Source organism: Streptomyces sp. NPDC056580, from assembly GCF_042793175.1.
Classification (GTDB): Bacteria; Actinomycetota; Actinomycetes; order Streptomycetales; family Streptomycetaceae; genus Streptomyces.
Genome location: NZ_JBHTVE010000018.1, coordinates 21160 through 36728, shown reverse-complemented (window position 1 = coordinate 36728; position 15569 = coordinate 21160). Strand labels below are relative to the sequence as shown.

Below are 15569 nucleotides of genomic sequence, written 5' to 3'. Positions count from 1 at the left end.
GGCACCGCAGGCACCCCCTCACCGCCGCACACCACCACCCTCCGTCCGACTCGCGAAAGTCGAGGTACCTGTGGCCCTCCTGTCCGCACTCCGTCGCCACCACCCCCCGCGGTCGCTGGGGCGTCTCACCGTCGGGCTCCTGACGCTCGTCGCCGGAACCCTGCCGAGCGTGGCCGCCGACGCCGCCACCCCGTCCTCCGGATCGGTCAGCGACACCGCGCCCACGACCACCTGGAGCGCCGGCCCCTTCGCCCTCCCCAACGTCTCCGGCACCGCCGGGGCGGTGAGCTGCGGGGCCGCGCAACCCTGCGACGACTACGCCCTGAAGGTGTCGGTCCCCGCGGGCTACGACGCCGGTCACAGCCTGCGCGTCGACGTCCGATGGCCGGACTCCGCCGCCGACTTCGACCTGTACGTCCTCGACGCGAACGGCAGAGAGGTGACTGCCTCGGCGTCCTCCAGCGACCCCGAGACCGTGCTGCTCCCGGCGGTGCCGGCGTCGTACACCGTGCGCGTGGTGCCCTACGCGCCGCTCGGCGACAGCTTCACCGGCACCGCGAGCCTGATCACCCCGCCGGCCGACCCGCCGCCGAGCACGGCCACACCGCCGGCGTACGCGAACTCCTCGGCTCCCGAGGGCATCACGGACGCGCACAACGCCGGTGAACCCTCGATCGGCGTCGACCGGGCGAGCGGCGCCGCGATGTTCCAGGCGAACACGTCGACGCTCAAGGTCACCTATGACGGTTCCGGTGCCGCCACCTGGCAGGACAAGAGCGCGAGCGCGGCCAACGGCTGCCCCCAGGGCAGCACCACAAGCCTCGACCCGATCCTCTTCACCGACCCGGCCACCCACCGCACCTTCGAGTCGCAGCTCGCCGGCAAGACCGCGCTGACCTGCTACACCGACGACGACGGCGAGACGTGGACGCCGACGGGCGGCTCTGGCATCAACTCCGGCGTGGACCACCAGACCATCGGCGGCGGCCCCTTCGCCGCGGGCGCACCAGGCGGCCTCACCGCGTACCCGCACGCCGTCTACTACTGCTCCCAGGACATCGCCGACGCCTCCTGCGCGGTCAGCCGGGACGGCGGACTGACGTACGGGCCCGCAGTTCCGATGTACTCGCTGCTGGACTGCGGCGGCCTGCACGGGCATGTGAAGGTCGCTCAGGACGGCACGGTGTACGTGCCCAACAAGGGCTGCGGCGGCCATCAGGCCGTGGCCGTCTCGGAGGACGACGGGCTGACCTGGACCGTCCGCCACAACCCGTCCAGCACCCCCGGTGACTCGGACCCGAGCGTCGGCGTCGGGGCCGGCGGGACCGTCTACATGGGCTACCAGAACAGCGACGGCACGCCCCGCATCGCCGTCAGCCACGACAAGGGCAGGTCGTGGCTGCACGACCAGAACGTCGGCGCCGCCCTCGGCATCAAGAACGTAGTCTTCCCGGCCGTCACCGCGGGCGACGACGACCGCGCCGCCTTCGCCTTCCTCGGCACCACCACGGGCGGCAATTACCAGGACCCGGCCTTCCAGGGCGTGTGGCACCTGTACGTGGCCACCACCTACGACGGCGGCCAGTCCTGGGTCACCGCCGACGCCACCCCCACCGACCCCGTCCAGAGGGGGTCGATCTGCACCGGCGGCACCACCTGCGGCAAGGACCGCAACCTCTTGGACTTCATCGACGTCACCACCGACGCCCAGGGCCGCGTGCTCGCCGCCTACGCCGACGGCTGCACCGGCACCTGCGCGACCGGAGGTGCGCAGAACTACGACGCGCTGGCCTCCATCGCCCGCCAGTCCTCCGGCGGCACGCTGTACGGCGCGTACGACGCCGTGGCCGCCGGCAAGCGCAAGAAGTCCGGAGGAAGCCACTAGATGAAGCCGTCGCCCTCGGCTGCCGTACTGGCGGGAGCCGTCCTAGGCCTGGCCGCGGTCACCGGGTGCTCGGCGGCGGGCACGCACGCCGAGCACCCGGGAGCGACGCCGTACGCGGCGGAGCGGGCGACCGCTCCGCCGGCCGGGCGCGCGGCCGGCCCCGCGCCCGGCGGCTGCCCCACCGCCGTCTCACCGCCGCTCCCGCTCCCCAAGGAGTTCCCGGCGGACCTGCCGGTGCCGCACGGCGCGATCGTGACCTCGGTGGAGCACCGCACCGGTGGCCGGCTCGTCGTCGCCACCGTCGTACGCGACGGCTTCGGCACCACCCTGGCCTTCCTGCACAAGCGGCTCCCCGAGGCCGGCTACACCCCCGAGGAGGGCGAAGTGGAGGAGGACGACGCCGAGTCGGACTTCTCCTCCGCCACCGTCCGGGGCCGCTGGACCCTGCGAAAGGCGTCCGACTGCAGAGGAGGGGTGTACCTCACGTACCTGACGTCCGAGCGCCGAAGATCCGATGAACCCTCACACCGTTCACCGTGAGGTCATATCCAACCTGAATAGCCGTCATGAAAAGGCCGGAAGGTGCTGGCTTCGGCGAAGAATTCCGGCAACGCTCCCGGAAGTCGAGCGAGACGGCCGCCGGCGGCCTGCGCCGCGGCGACGGCCGGGTACGCCGGCGGGTCGGTGGGCGGTGGTGGCGGGGCGGTGCGGGGGTCGCGGACAGCTTGGCGGACCACGGCGCGCACCGTGGGGTTGTCGGGGGCCCGGAGGCCGCCGTGGGCGAGCGCGGCGAGTCGGCGGGTGATCAAGCTCTGGGACGGCGTCCGTACGGCCGGAGAGGTCGATCAGGGCGCGCTGGGACAGGCCGTAGTTGAGCGCGACCGCGGCGGCCGGGTCGGTGTCTCGCACGTCAGACCGGCCGAGGCGGCGGTGACCGTGTCATGGATCGCCGCTAGGGCGCGGGCGACGTCGAGGAGCCGGTATGCCTGGCGGGGGGTCGGCCTCCGCCAACTCGATCACCAACACCGGTCCACTCATGGCTGGGAGCCTAACCAGCCAGAGCCGTCCTTCCCATCGGGCGGCTAGTCTCACGCCGGGGTGGCTGCGGGTGCGGGCGTGGTGCGGGCGGAGAGCAGCAGTGCGCAGCCGGCGGCGGCCATGAGTGGAACGCTGAAGTGGCCGTTGAGGGGGCCGGCGAGGGCTGTGCCGCCAGCCAGGCCGAGGCGGATCGCGCTGGACATCCAGCCGACCGCTTCGGTTGACGTGCCCGCAACCGCGCCGGGGCGTCCCGCTGGTCGCCGTCGCCGAAGACGACGTAGAGCCGGTTCACGCGGGCGCTGCGGGTCAGCTGGACGTAGACGCCTTCGCGGGTGGAGCGGGCGGAGGCCAGCGCGTGGGAGGTGTCGACCGTCATGCCCTGGGCGCGGTGGACGGTCGAGGCGTAGCCGAGCTCGCACTGGGCGGCCAGGTAGTCGGCGGGCAGCCGATCCGGCCGCGGTGCCGGGTGTGGCGGGCGATGACGTCGCCATCGGGCAGGATCTTGGTGACGGTCCAGGTGTCGCCGTTCTTGACGAAGTCGCGGCCGCCGCGCACGAGCATACGGCGCCGGTTGAGACGGGTGATGATCACGTCCCCTACGTGCGCATGCTGGCTGGCGCGCAGCGCGGCGGCCTGGCGGGTGTCGACGGTGCCGGCGGCGATGTGCCAGGCCTGGGCGCGCGCGTTGAGGGCGGTCACGGTCGCCGTGTCGGCGGCCGTCACCAACGAGGACAGTCCCTTGGCGAGGTCGCTGGCCCAGGCGGCGAAGACGGCATCCGACATCACGTCCTGGTTTCCGGCGACGATCCGGCCCTTGTCCCCGTACCAGGCGAACGCGGCTCGAGGGTCGTCACCGTCGCGCAAGGTCAGAGAAGCGTCGGCCTCGCCGGGGACGCGGAAGCGTGCAGCTGGTCGAGTTCGACCGCCGGGCCCGCACGGGAGATCAGCCGGAGCGCTCCCCCGGCCTCGACAGCCGCGAACGGGTGCGGGTCGCCGAGCAGGCGCACCACCGCACCGGCTGACGCGGCGTCGGTGAGGACCCGATCGAGCAGGAGGGTGCCCGCCATGCCCGCCTCGTCGACCAGGACGACGTCGCCCGGGCGCAGCCGGAAGGCCTCCCCGCCCTGTTTCCCGTCGGGTAGGCGGGTGCGCTGGTGGAGCCAGGAGTGCAGGTGCGGGCGCGCAGCTGGAGGTCGTCGCCGAGGACTGTCGCCGCGCGGGAGGACGGGGCGAGGGGGCTCAGGCGTCCGCCAGAGGCGGTTCCCGGCGGCCCGCAAGGAGCGCGTAGTGAAGGTAGCTGAGCCAATGGGCCGGTAAATGCTGGTGCCGTCCGCACGCTGCAGGTCGGGGTGGGGTGGATTGATCTCGGGCCGTAGCCGCCGGCGCCAAAGGGCGGACCGGGCCGCCCGACCTACCACCCCTGCTGCGCGGGCTGCCTGGCGCTGCTGACGTCGCCCGCGCATAGGGTCACCCGGCGTAGCAGCGGGAGGTGCGCCGCCCTCGCGGAATCTCCGTCGCGTTCCCCAGACCGTGTTTACGAGGGTCTGCCGAGGCTAGTCGATTCGTGTGCTGCTGCCCGTTTCCGGCCGATCGGAGGCGACAGCCGTGTGACGGGTTCCTACCACCTGAGACCGCAAGGAGGCGTGAAGACCGTTCCCGAGGAGAACCGACCGAAGACCGAATCGACGGACGAGGTCCTCACCGAGAAGGACACCACCGAGGCACAGGCGCACGAGGCGAGTGGCACCGGACGAACCGTCCCCCACCACGGAGTGAACACCCGCAGGAAGAGAAGTGGCCATGACGAAGAACCAAGAAGACCCCCGCTCCGAGCGGCAGGCGACCGCGGAGGAGGCCCGCAAGGCGGAAGAGGAACGCGCTGCGGCACAGCCGTTCAGCTACCCCTACCCCGAGCGTCACGCGAACGTCCGGGCCACCCGTCACATCACACGGGAGGAGGCGGACGCGGACATGCCCGCGGGAGTCGTGGGCGGTTATGGCACGACCGGGGGCGGACAGCCCGGTGGCAGCGCCGGTATCAACCCCGACCGCGAGGGCACACTGGACCCGTCCGCGTACGCGGACACGATCGGCGCTGGAGAAGTCGCCAGCGACGACGAACAGGAATGATCGCCTGCCTGCGCCGCTCGGAGAGCGTGCCGCGTACGACGTTCGACGGCTCAGGCTCTGGCTCAGCGGTCGCGGATCGTGTTGGAGTGTGCCGAAGGGAACTCGATCATGGAGGTGTCGCGTCGGCTGCGGATCGCCCCGGACACGGTCCGCACCTGGCGGCGACGCTTCATCGAGCGGGGCTTGGACGGTTTGTGTGACGAGCTGCGGCCCGGCGTCCCCCGGAAGATCACCGATGCCGACGTCGAGCGGGTCATCGTCAAGACGCTCGAGGAGACGCCGAAGAACGCCACCCACTGGTCGACGAGGCGATGGCCGAGGCCACGGGCATGTCACAGTCGACCATCTCGCGGATCTGGCGGGCGTTCGCCCTGACCCCGCACCGGTCGCAGACGTTCAAGCTGTCCACCGACCCGCCGTTCATCGACGAGGTTCGCGACGTCACCGGTCTGTATCTCGATCCGCCCGAGAAGGCCCTGGTGCTGTGTGTGGACGAGAAGTCGCAGACCCAGGCACTGGACCGATCTCAGCCGGTCCTGCGGAAGTTCCTCGCGAAGCCCGACAGGGGAAGTCCCGGCTGATCTGCAGGTCATCTGATCCTCGACAACTACGCGACCCACAAGACACCTGACATCAAACGGTGGCTGCTGGCCCACCCGCGGTTCCACCTGGACTTCACGCCGACCAGCGCATCCTGGCTGAACCTGGTCGAGCGGTGGTTCACCGAGCTGACCCAGAAGAAGCTCAAGCGCGGCGTCCACCGCTCGGTCCAAGCCCTCGAACGCGACATCCGGGCCTGGGTCGCCGACCGGAACGAACAACCCAGACCGTTCGTCTGGACGAAGTCCGCCGACGAGATCCTCGACGAAGTCGCCGCCTACTGCCAACGAATCTCCGACTCAGGTTGCTAGAAGCGCGACTTCGGGAAGCCACCACAGCCAACTCCGGCCCTCGGGACTGATGGGCTCGCATGTTGAGGTGTCGCGTATTCGTAGCTGACGTCGGCAGCCCCATAACGCTGAGTGAGCGGTCAGGGGGCGATCGATCAGGGTGGGATGATCGCGCGGTGAGTGATGCGAGGGTGGTGTTGGCCGCGGAGGCCGTTGAGTCACATGTCCGGGCGTTCTTCGAAGGGCACTCCGTGGAAGTCGTCGACTACGACCTTGGGCCGGAACGGCGAGAGGTGGTGCCCGCTCTGCGAGTTCTCGTTGTGGGGCCCGGTCCCCGCAGCGACAGCTGGGCCTATGTGACCGCAGGGTGCTGGGCCGTGATGGAGAAGGACGGTCACGGCCTTGAGTTCGTCATGACCGCCCACGTCCGCGACCAGCGGTTCATCGAGCTCATGGCGGTGATCGCCTACTACCACTGCGGAGGACATCAGCTCGACCTGGAGCACAGCATGCCGATCGGTGAACCGTGGGTGCCAGGGTCATCCTGCGATCACCTGCTGGTCAGCCTGCCCTATCTCCACGGACCAGACCTTGAACACTGCACCGTTCCCGGGGGCCACGCCCGCGTCCTGTGGACTCTGCCCGTAACGACAGCCGAGATCGAGTTCCGCAGGCGTCACGGGCACGAGGCGTTGGAGCAGCTCTTCGACAAGGCAGAGATCATCCCCACCGATCCTTTCAGGGCGTCGGTTGCCTGAGTTTCCGTCCTCCGACCGGTCACCGATTGGGGTCGCCAGGGGCGTATCGGCTCCAGGTTCCGCCAGCCTCGATGACCAGCCGGGTGGCGGTCTTGTCGTGATGGCCGAGTGCCTTCGCGATGACGAGGGCCGGGGCCTGCAGGACGAGCTGGCGGATCGCGGAGGCTCTGCCGCGCTGTGGCGGGACGCCGATCTCACGCAGACGGGCTTGGAGGCCGACCGGGTTCACCGGCTGTCCGGGAGTCGTCGTTGAGGACCCGTCGGAGCATGGCAAGTGGGCGGTGGTGGTGCAGTGACGCCTGGTCCTGCGTGATGGCCTGGCGCGGAAGAGTGAGGCGGGGCCTGCGGCCCGTCTTCATGCACCAGCGGAGGAAGGTCTGGGCTGGGCGCCGCGTGGCGGGGTTCTCGGTATGCCAGGCGTCTAGGTCGGCCTGCCGATAGTGCTTGACGGTGCGGCCTCGGCCAGGAAGCCAGGTAAGGAAGGCGCCGGCCTGGGTGGTCTCCTGCTTGGCCTGGTGCGTCCGAGAGCGTCCCAGCGGCCCCTTCTCCGCCGTTGCCCGTAGTCGGCGCATCTGGTGCCAGTTGACATCCTCGCCCGCCTAAAGGAGGGCGATTCCCGTCTGCCGCACCGTTGTCGGGTGCAGTTCCGGGCGGGTTCCCGCTTCGCCGCGCTGTGCGGGGACGGGTCCCCGTCCTACCTGCGCTCCACGGGCTGACACGGCCAGTCCGGCCGCCTTGGCGACGTTGACCGCCGCGTTGATATCTCTGTCCAGGACGGCCCCGCATGCACCACACGTCCACACACGCACGTGTAGAGGCTTGGGGCCGTCCTTGACGCCGCAGGCCGAGCAGACCTGCGAGGTCGGCTCGAACCGGCCGATGCGCACGAAGGTGCGCCCGTACCGGCTGGCCTTATACTCCAGCATGGTCACGAACGCCGACCATCCGGCGTCGTGGACGGACTTGGCCAGACGTGTGCGGGCGAGCCCTTTCACCGCCAGGTCCTCCACCGCGACCGCTTGGCTCTCGCGGATCAGCTTCGTGGAGAGCCGGTGGTGGAACTCCCGGCGCGCGTCCGCGACCCGGGCATGCGCCCGGGCGACGCGGATCCTGGCCTTGTTCCGGTTGCTGGAGCCCTTGACCTTGCGGGACAGGTCCCGCTGCGCCTTCTTCAGGCGCTTCTCGGCCCGGCGCAGGAACCGCGGACTGTCGACTTTCCGGCCGTCGGAGAGGACCGCGAAGTGCCCGAGCCCGAGGTCGATGCCCAGCTCGGGCGTCGTCTCCGGCAGGATTTCCTCCGGGCCGGTCTCGACGACGAAGCTCGCGAAGTACCGGCCGGCCGAGTCCTTGACCACCGTCACCGTGGACGGCGTCGAGGGCAGCGTCCGCGACCACTTCACCTTGAGGTCGCCGATCTTCGGCAGGCGCAACTTCTGCCCGGGAGTGATCGACCAGCGGGCGTTCGCGGTGAACCGGACGGCCTGCCGGGTGTCCTTGCGGGACTTGTACCGGGGCGCGCCCACGCGCGGACGCTTGCCCTTCAGCGCGTCGAAGAAGTTCCGGTACGCCGCATCCAGGTCCCTCAGGGACTGCTGCAGGACGACCGCCGACACCTCGCCGAGCCACGCCCGCCCGGGCGTCTGCTTGGCGTCGGTGATGAGCTGCTTCGAAAGATCCCCGGTCTTCGGGAACGCCAGCCCCTCGCTGCGGGCGGCCTCCCGAGCCCTGAGGGCATCGTTGTAGACCACCCGCGCACACCCGAACGCCTTCGCCAACGCCATACGCTGACCGGCACTGGGGTACAAGCGGAAGCTGTACCGAAGCTGCACGCGGATCATGATACGTACTGGCAGGTGCAACGCCTGTGGTCCGGCTCGTACTTCGTCGGGTGGGTCGGCGGTGCGCCGCTCAGCACCGTGAAGCAGTACGTGGAGCAGCAGAACCGGCCGCTTGGACGCTGGCCGAGGTGACCAGTGCGGATCCGTGCCCATAGCTGAGGTCAGAGCAGGCTAAAGATTCGCTTCACCACCGGGCTGAAGCCCGGTGCACTGCGAATAGACCCGGTAGCGAAGTGCCGGACGAGCCGGTCGTGTTCGGGGTCCTCGATGGTGGCGAGCCGTTCGGTCAGCCAGCGCTGGTGGAGCAGGAGTTGACGGTCGACGCGTAGGAGGACTGCTGTCCATCAGCAGATCGCGCAGATGGGTAACGGTTCGCCAGGGTGCTTCCCGGTGCAGTCCATTGTGGGTGAGCGGGGTGCTGCCGGTGGCCAGGCCCCGCAGGAGACGGACGACGTTGTGGCGGTGTCGCGGTCCCGGGCCCGGGCGGGGGCGACGGCCCGGACGGCCGCGGTCCCGGCTCCGGAGCAGACGGAGGCAGGGGAACCGCGGCCCGGCCGGACACCCGGCTCAGTGTGAGCGGGCCCGGTCCGCGAGGACCTTGATGGAGACCAGGGCGATCAGCGACAGTCCGATGATGTAGCCGGAGACGGCCATCGAGCTGCCCGTCGCCTCCAGCAGCAGCACCATGACGAACGGTGCCAGCCCGCCGCCGGCGACAGCGGCGATCTGGTAGCCGAGGGAGGCTCCGGTGTAGCGCATCTCCGGGGTGAACAGCTCGGCGAACAGCGCCGCCTGGGGACCGTACATGATGCTGAGGAAGCAGCTCGCGACGAACGTGCTGACCGCGAGCCACAGCAGCGACCCGGTGTCGATCAGCAGGAACATCGGCACGGCCCACAGCGCGATGCCGACCGCGCCGATCGCGTAGATCCTGATCCGGCCGAGCCGGTCGGACAGGGCGGCGGAGGCGGGGATCAGCACCAGTTGGGTGAGGCTGACGCACAGGGAGACGGTGAGGACAGCGCCCTTGTCCATGCCCAGTTCACGGGTCGTGTAGTCCAGGACGCCGGTGATGATGATGTAGAACGTCGCGGTGTTCACCGCGAAGGAGCCGCCGGCCAGCAGCACGGTGCCGAGGTGACCGCGCAGGATGGTGCGCAGGGGTGAGTTCTGCTCGCCCTTCTCCTTCTCGGCCAGCGCCCGCTCGGCCTCCCGGAACTCCGGGGTCTCCTCCACCCGGGTGTGGATGTACCAGGCAAGGGCGAGTACGAGCAGCCCGACCAGGAAGGGCACGCGCCAGCCCCAGGAGGCGAACGCGCTGTCCGAGGTGAAGGCGCCGGCCAGCAGGAACACGCTGTTGGCGGTCACCACGCCGATGGGGACGCCGAGCTGGACGACGCTGCCGTAGACGCCGCGCTTGCCCTCGGGGGCGTACTCGGTGGCCAGCAGCATCGCGCCGCCCCACTGAGCGCCGACGGCGACGCCCTGCACGATGCGGAGCAGGACGAGCAGGATCGGGGCGGCGACCCCGATCGTGTCGTACGTCGGGAGCAAGCCGATGCCGATGGTGGCCACGCCCATCAGGGTGAGCGCGAGCACCAGCATGGGCTTGCGGCCGCGCTTGTCGCCGAGCTGACCGGCGATGATGCCGCCGAGCGGACGGGCGAGGAAGCCGACGGCGAAGGTGGCGAAGGACGCGAGGACCCCGGCGGTGGGGCTCCCGGCCGGGAAGTAGAGATCGCCGAGGACCAGGGCCGCGGCGATGCCGAAGACGAAGTAGTCGTACCACTCGACGGCCGAGGCCAGGGCGGCTGCCGTGGCGACCCGGCGGCGGTTGGGGGCCGCGGGAGTGGTGGAGGTGAGCGGCTGGGCGGAAGGTGCGGTGTCCATGCGGGTGCGCGCTCCGATGGGTGCGGGGACGGAACAGGCGGAACGGGGCGAATCAGAGGGAACGGTGAAACGGTGGCCCGGGTTCCGGGGAACGTACTGACCGGACGGTATGGACGTCAACGGGTTGAGCGCCGCGAGTTTTACCTGCACAGGGCACGGGGCTGTGCGCCCCCAGTTGAGCTCCGGTCCTTCGACGAGCTGAAGTCGACCGTGCTGACGGGCGAAGTCGTGGCTGCCCCTGCCGAACCAGCCCACGCCTTGCAGTCATTGCGGTTCCCGGCGAGCGGTCGGCCGACCACGACGACAAGGCGGGTGTCGGCGTCGATGACGACCTGGTGGTTGGTGGCGTACCGGTAGTTCTTCGACTCCTCGGCGATGATGTGGTCGCGGGCGGGGACCAGGGTGCCGTCCACGATGAGCACGGGGTCCTTGGCGAACGCTTGCGGGACTGGAGAGCGAGCATCGGTCCGAAGTCGTCGATGATCCGGTCCGCCGCCGACTCGGACACCCCGAACAGCGGGGCGGGCTGCCGCATCGTGAGGTTCGTTCGCCAGTACGCCGCGACCAGCAGTGCCCGCGGAAGACTCCACGGCCGGCCCTTGCGGGCCGCGTCCGCACCCTGCGTCGCAGCACCGAGACCAACTTGCCGAATTACCGCGGGCTGAGCCCGGTGAACGGGGCTATCCAGACACCTCAGGGTCCTGATTCGATCGGGTAGGCGGGTCGGTTCTCCCGGCCCGCCCCCCACACCACCGGACATGCGGGCCCGCATCCGGCGGTTCGTTCAGCTGATCTCAGGCGGTCCTGAGACGCTGCCACAGGCCCTGAAAGGACTTGTAGCCCTGGGCGTCCCAGTAGGCGTTGTCCAGGGCGATGGACATGCCGCGGGATCTTGACGCCTTCCATTTGTGGCGCCCGGCGATGATCCGGGCGCCGTCGGGCATCAGGTAGCCAAGTCGCCGAACCATGCGGTTGCGGTTGTTGGCGTTGGCCCACTCGATCCATCTGACCTGGCGAAGCCTCCGTCGGGTCCACTCGTCAAGCTGCTTGAACGTCCATGAGGAGTCCGCGAGCTTAAAGTAGGCGACCCATCCGGTCGTGAACCTTCCCAGCTTCTCCAATCGGTGTTCCATCGAGACTCCCCAGGACCTGGAGGTGAGCCTGCGGACCTCCCGTTTCAGGCGCTTTACCGCCTTCCGGTCGATCCGGATGCTCACCGGGCCTTTGCCGCCGGGACGGTAGTAGCCGAACCCGAGGAGGGAGACCTTGAACGCCGAGGAGACTTTGGACTTCTCCCGGTTCACTTTCAGCTTCAGCCGTGTCTCGATGAAGGTCGTGATCGACCCGAGGACACGGCTTGCCGCCCGTTCCGAGCGCACGAAGACCATGACATCGTCCGCGTAGCGCACGAAACGGTGGCCGCGCTTGAAGAGTTCGCGGTCGAGGTCGTCCAACATGATGTTGGACAGCAGCGGGGAGAGCGGAGAGCCCTGAGGCGTGCCCTCTTCCGATGCCAGGACCGTCCCGTCAGCCATGATGCCGGCCTCGAGGTAACGACGAATCAGCTTCAGGACCCGCTTGTCCTCGACCCGGCGTGTCACCCGCGCCATGAGCGCGTCGTGGTTCACCCGGTCGAAGAACTTGTCCAGGTCCAGGTCCACCGCCCAGCAGTTTCCGTCCTCGATTGCCCGGCGACCGACCTTGACGGCCTGGTGTGCCGAGCGCCCCGGACGAAATCCGAACGACGCCCCGGAGAAGTGGGGGTCGAATACGGGCGTGAGGGCCTGCGCAATAGCCTGCTGAATCAGCCGATCCAGCACACGTGGGACACCCAGTATCCGCTCCCCGCCATTCGGCTTAGGGATGGTCACCCGACGGACGGGAGCGGGTCTGTATGTCCCCGCGTCGAGCTCAGCCCAGATCCTGGGCCAGTTCTGGGCGATCCACGGACGCAATTCCTCCGTGGTCATCCCGTCAACGCCGGGAGCTCCCCGGTTGGCTTCGACGCGCCTGAGCGCCGCGAGCAGGTTCTCTTTGGCGAAGATCGCGTCCCAGAGATCCGGCTCGCGGTGATTGTCGGTCGGATGGTGCGCCGCCGTGTCACTACGCCCCGCCGAGGAGACAGCCGTATGCACCGGCGTCTGTCCCTGCGGGTCTGCCGAGGCAGGCTTCCAGCGGTCACCGTGCTCCGGTCGAGCAGACATCTTCCCCCCAATCCACTAAACGTTCGGTCCTTCCCGAGCCCTCGTCGGCCTGCTGCCTACCCATCTCGGTACTACGACCTCTGCTGACTTCTGCTCGGCAAATCGGGCCATTGCTGGCTCCGATCGTCACGATCTCCGCCATCACACGGTTACAGGTGACACCCGAACAGACCTCCCGGAATAAGTACGGCCGCTTTCCCCGGATCGCCGCCGCGTCTACGTGATGGCCTTCTTGGTGAGAGCGGGCATCGGCGTATTGAGCCGCCTTACCCAGTCCATCCCGCCTCTACGCGGTTCTTGTACATCGGTACCCGGTTTTGCCTCGGGCTTCCTCCGGACCCCACCTCGCGGTGACGCCCTTGCCTTTGGCTAGCGAGTTAGTCTCACCTCTCCTCGTAGGGACTTTCACCCATTAGCGACCGGACATGTCCGGCGTACTCAAGCTGCGGCCCTCAAGCCGCTGTGTAGCCTGTCGGTCTGTTCGAACGTGATGAGGGTGGGACGTTGAGACATTGGTGGAGGGGGTCGTCGCGGAGGCACTTCATGACGGGGGCGCCGAGGCGATCCGCCTGTGCGTCGCCGCCTGCGCCCGCCCGCATGGCGCCACTGTTCGTGGGCCTGCGGGCGGGCGCACATGGGCGGGAAGCCGACCTGGACTTCTATGCGGGTCTTCGCCGCTGACCTGCCGCAGAGCACGACGAGGCTGATGGCAGCCACCCAACGGCCCGAGGGCGGCCACGTTCTCCGAGAAGGCCAAGGCGGCAGCCTGGCGGTCCATTCCGTCCTGAGGCTCTTGTCGCGAAGCAGGACAAGAGCATCAACCCGGACCTGGAACGCTTTGAGGCGAGGCGCGCCGGTTTCTCACACGGTGGAGATCGACTCCTCCCACGTGGCCATGATCTCCCATCCCGACGCGGTCACCGACCTCGTCCTCCGGGCCGCCACGGCCGCCGGCAGCCTCGGGACCCGCCCGTTGACGTGCACGCCATGATGCGGCTCACCTGCACGGCCGTGGCGCTCACGAATGCCGGTGCGGGAACCCTCGTCCCCGGCCGCCGCCTGCGGCACCGGTCGAACCGACAGCAGGCCGTGGCGGTGCTGGCCTCTCCCCCGCATTCTCGGGTCGAGCAGCCGAGTGCCCCTTCCATGGCCAGCGGCTCCGCAGGAAGTCAAGCGGTCCCCGCTGCACGCATTGCCGTGTTCGGCGGTTCATGGCCGGTGCTGCCCGTTATCCGATGCCCTCGGCCGCTTTCAGAAGAAGGTGGTTGTCATCGACAGGCGGACTTTCAACGCGATGGTCACCGCGGGCCTGGCCGCCTGGGTGCGCCTGTCGGCGTGGGGCGTCACGGCGCCGGAGGCGTACACGGCGCCCTTGTCCGTGGCCGCCCTTCTGACGGGCGCGCTGCGTCGGCGCCGGGATCCGCGGGCGTCGTCCTGGGTGGCGTACGGCCCCGGTCTGGCCGTCACGCTCGTCCCGAGCCTCGCGGCTGCCTGGACCGACGCGTACGCCATCCGGCCGTGGCTGCTGGGCGCGGCGGCGTTGCTGGTCACCCTGGTGGGCGCCCGGTACCGGCTGCGGGCACCGCTGCTGCTGGGCGGCGGGGTGCTCGTGCTGGACGCGCTGCACGAACTGGCCCCCTACCTGGTGCAGCTCGCCGGTCTCCTCCCCCGCTGGGTGCCTCCCGCACTCGCCGGCCTGCTGCTGCTCGCCGTCGGCGCGACGTACGAACAGCGACTGGGGAACGTACGGCGGGCGCGGGACGTGCTGGGCCGGATGAGCTAGCTGATCGGTCTCGGGAGGGCGGTGCGGCCGCGCGGACGCGGCGGTGCGGGTCAGCCGCGGACATCCGGGCAGGCGCCGCCGGTTCCGCATGATCGATTAGGGTGGTCCGATGTTCGAAGGCAAGCTGGTCAGACTGCGCGCGCTGCGTTCCGAAGACGCTGAGCATCATTTCCGGTGGCGCAACGACCCGGAGGTGGTGCGCTGGGCCGCGGCCGGCGACCCGGGTTTCGGCCCGGTCACCGCGGAGGCGATCGGGCTCGGCTTCGAGACCATGCTGCGGCTGAGCCCGAGGGAGTCGGCCGTGTTCACGGTCGAGGACCTGGCAGGCGGGAACGTGATAGGCATGGCCGACTACCGGGACCTCGACCCCTACGCCGGCGTGGCCACGCTGGGAGTCACCATCGGCGAGCGGGAGTTCTGGGGCCGCGGCCACGGCAGTGACGCGGTGCGGCTGCTCGTGGACCACTTGTTCGGTGCGTACTCCCTGAGCAGGCTGGAGCTGGACACCTGGAGCGGCAACGAACGCGCCGTGCGCGCCTTCGCCAGGCTGGGCTTCCGTGAGGAGGGCCGCCGTCGGTCGGCTGTGCTGGTGGGAGGGGAGCGCTACGACCGAGTGCTCTTCGGAATGCTGCGCGACGAGTGGGCGACCCCCCGGTCCTAGACTCGGGGCCATGGACAGGATCGACCGCGCCGGCCGGTTCATTGCGGCACCGCCGGCAACCGTCTACGGCGCTCTCCTCGACCGGGAGTCGCTGGAGGCCTGGCTGCCGCCGGACGGCATGCGCGGACGCATCGAGCGGTGGGACCCCCGCCCGGGTGGCGGGTTCCGGATGGTCCTCACGTACCTGGACCCGCTCGGCGGCCCCGGCAAGACGTCTCATGAGACGGATGTCGTCGACGTCGGGTTCGCGGAGCTGGTGCCGGCGGAACGGGTGGTGCAGAGCGCGGTGTTCGCGGCCGAAGACCCCTCGTACGCGGGCACCATGACGATGACCTGGCAGCTGGCCGCCTCCGGTGACGGAACCGAGGTGAGCGTGACGGCCACGGACGTGCCACCTGGCATCGACCAGGCGGCGCACGAGGCCGGTATCGCGTCCTCGCTGGCCAATCTCGCCTCGTACGTCGAAGCGAGCGACTGACCGAGGGCCGGCGC

14 protein-coding genes and 3 pseudogenes are annotated in these 15569 nt (G+C 69.7%); 9 read left to right on the top strand and 8 right to left on the bottom strand.

Features of this window, described 5'->3' with window-relative positions; translation table 11 throughout:
- Window positions 1–169 precede the first annotated feature (169 nt).
- On the top strand, window positions 170–1885 hold the full coding sequence (locus ACFQ9Z_RS32925) for a hypothetical protein (protein ID WP_383028128.1): 1716 nt from the start codon (window positions 170–172) through the stop codon (window positions 1883–1885).
- Window positions 1886–2425: a hypothetical protein gene (locus ACFQ9Z_RS32920; RefSeq protein ID WP_383028125.1), complete on the top strand. Its 540-nt coding sequence runs from the start codon at window positions 1886–1888 to the stop codon at window positions 2423–2425.
- 548 nt (window positions 2426–2973) lie between these two features.
- Here the strand turns inward: ACFQ9Z_RS32920 and ACFQ9Z_RS32915 are convergent.
- From ACFQ9Z_RS32915 to ACFQ9Z_RS32905, 3 genes are all read right to left on the bottom strand, one after another.
- Window positions 2974–3126 carry a hypothetical protein gene (locus ACFQ9Z_RS32915; RefSeq protein WP_383028122.1) on the bottom strand — a complete coding sequence of 51 codons (153 nt, stop codon included), beginning with the start codon at window positions 3124–3126 and terminating at the stop codon, window positions 2974–2976.
- A gap of 169 nt (window positions 3127–3295) precedes the next feature.
- Window positions 3296–3787 carry a hypothetical protein gene (locus tag ACFQ9Z_RS32910; RefSeq protein WP_383028119.1) on the bottom strand — a complete coding sequence of 164 codons (492 nt, stop codon included), beginning with the start codon at window positions 3785–3787 and terminating at the stop codon, window positions 3296–3298.
- Between the two features lie 2 nt (window positions 3788–3789).
- Window positions 3790–4386, bottom strand: a complete 597-nt coding sequence (locus ACFQ9Z_RS32905) for an AAA family ATPase (RefSeq protein WP_383028116.1) — start codon at window positions 4384–4386, stop codon at window positions 3790–3792.
- A gap of 337 nt (window positions 4387–4723) precedes the next feature.
- Between ACFQ9Z_RS32905 and ACFQ9Z_RS32900 the strand changes: the two genes are divergently transcribed.
- The 3 genes and pseudogenes from ACFQ9Z_RS32900 (at window position 4724) to ACFQ9Z_RS32890 (ending at window position 6701) form a co-directional block, all read left to right on the top strand.
- Window positions 4724–5053, top strand: a complete 330-nt coding sequence (locus ACFQ9Z_RS32900; protein ID WP_383028113.1) for a hypothetical protein — start codon at window positions 4724–4726, stop codon at window positions 5051–5053.
- Between the two features lie 36 nt (window positions 5054–5089).
- Window positions 5090–5964, top strand: a pseudogene (locus ACFQ9Z_RS32895) (IS630 family transposase); the annotation flags it as partial.
- Between the two features lie 155 nt (window positions 5965–6119).
- The gene (locus ACFQ9Z_RS32890; protein WP_383028106.1) at window positions 6120–6701 is read left to right on the top strand and encodes a suppressor of fused domain protein; all 582 of its coding nucleotides are present in this window, start codon (window positions 6120–6122) and stop codon (window positions 6699–6701) included.
- Between the two features lie 19 nt (window positions 6702–6720).
- Here ACFQ9Z_RS32890 and ACFQ9Z_RS32885 read toward each other — a convergent pair whose 3' ends face one another.
- Together ACFQ9Z_RS32885 and ACFQ9Z_RS32880 are read right to left on the bottom strand one after the other, a co-directional pair.
- Window positions 6721–6930 (bottom strand): hypothetical protein, encoded by a 210-nt coding sequence (locus ACFQ9Z_RS32885; RefSeq protein WP_383028103.1) that lies wholly within the window; start codon window positions 6928–6930, stop codon window positions 6721–6723.
- Window positions 6931–7300: 370 nt separating this feature from the next.
- On the bottom strand, window positions 7301–8530 hold the full coding sequence (locus tag ACFQ9Z_RS32880; RefSeq protein ID WP_383028100.1) for an RNA-guided endonuclease InsQ/TnpB family protein: 1230 nt from the start codon (window positions 8528–8530) through the stop codon (window positions 7301–7303).
- A gap of 24 nt (window positions 8531–8554) precedes the next feature.
- Between ACFQ9Z_RS32880 and ACFQ9Z_RS32875 the strand changes: the two genes are divergently transcribed.
- Complete coding sequence (locus ACFQ9Z_RS32875; protein WP_383028097.1) at window positions 8555–8671, top strand: transposase; 117 nt, start codon at window positions 8555–8557, stop codon at window positions 8669–8671.
- Window positions 8672–9106: 435 nt separating this feature from the next.
- Here the strand turns inward: ACFQ9Z_RS32875 and ACFQ9Z_RS32870 are convergent, their stop codons facing one another.
- From ACFQ9Z_RS32870 to ltrA, 3 genes and pseudogenes are all read right to left on the bottom strand, one after another.
- The gene (locus tag ACFQ9Z_RS32870; protein WP_383028090.1) at window positions 9107–10429 is read right to left on the bottom strand and encodes an MFS transporter; all 1323 of its coding nucleotides are present in this window, start codon (window positions 10427–10429) and stop codon (window positions 9107–9109) included.
- A gap of 206 nt (window positions 10430–10635) precedes the next feature.
- Window positions 10636–11113, bottom strand: a pseudogene (locus tag ACFQ9Z_RS32865) (transposase family protein); the annotation flags it as partial.
- A gap of 110 nt (window positions 11114–11223) precedes the next feature.
- On the bottom strand, window positions 11224–12633 hold the full coding sequence (gene ltrA, locus ACFQ9Z_RS32860; protein WP_383028087.1) for a group II intron reverse transcriptase/maturase: 1410 nt from the start codon (window positions 12631–12633) through the stop codon (window positions 11224–11226).
- Window positions 12634–13906: 1273 nt separating this feature from the next.
- Between ltrA and ACFQ9Z_RS32855 the strand changes: the two are divergent.
- The 3 genes and pseudogenes from ACFQ9Z_RS32855 to ACFQ9Z_RS32845 all read left to right on the top strand — a co-directional run.
- Window positions 13907–14416 (top strand): annotated as a pseudogene (locus tag ACFQ9Z_RS32855) (SCO7613 C-terminal domain-containing membrane protein); the annotation flags it as partial.
- Window positions 14417–14525: 109 nt separating this feature from the next.
- On the top strand, window positions 14526–15077 hold the full coding sequence (locus tag ACFQ9Z_RS32850) for a GNAT family N-acetyltransferase (protein WP_383028083.1): 552 nt from the start codon (window positions 14526–14528) through the stop codon (window positions 15075–15077).
- 10 nt (window positions 15078–15087) lie between these two features.
- The gene (locus ACFQ9Z_RS32845) at window positions 15088–15555 is read left to right on the top strand and encodes an SRPBCC family protein (RefSeq protein ID WP_383028076.1); all 468 of its coding nucleotides are present in this window, start codon (window positions 15088–15090) and stop codon (window positions 15553–15555) included.
- Window positions 15556–15569 lie beyond the last annotated feature (14 nt).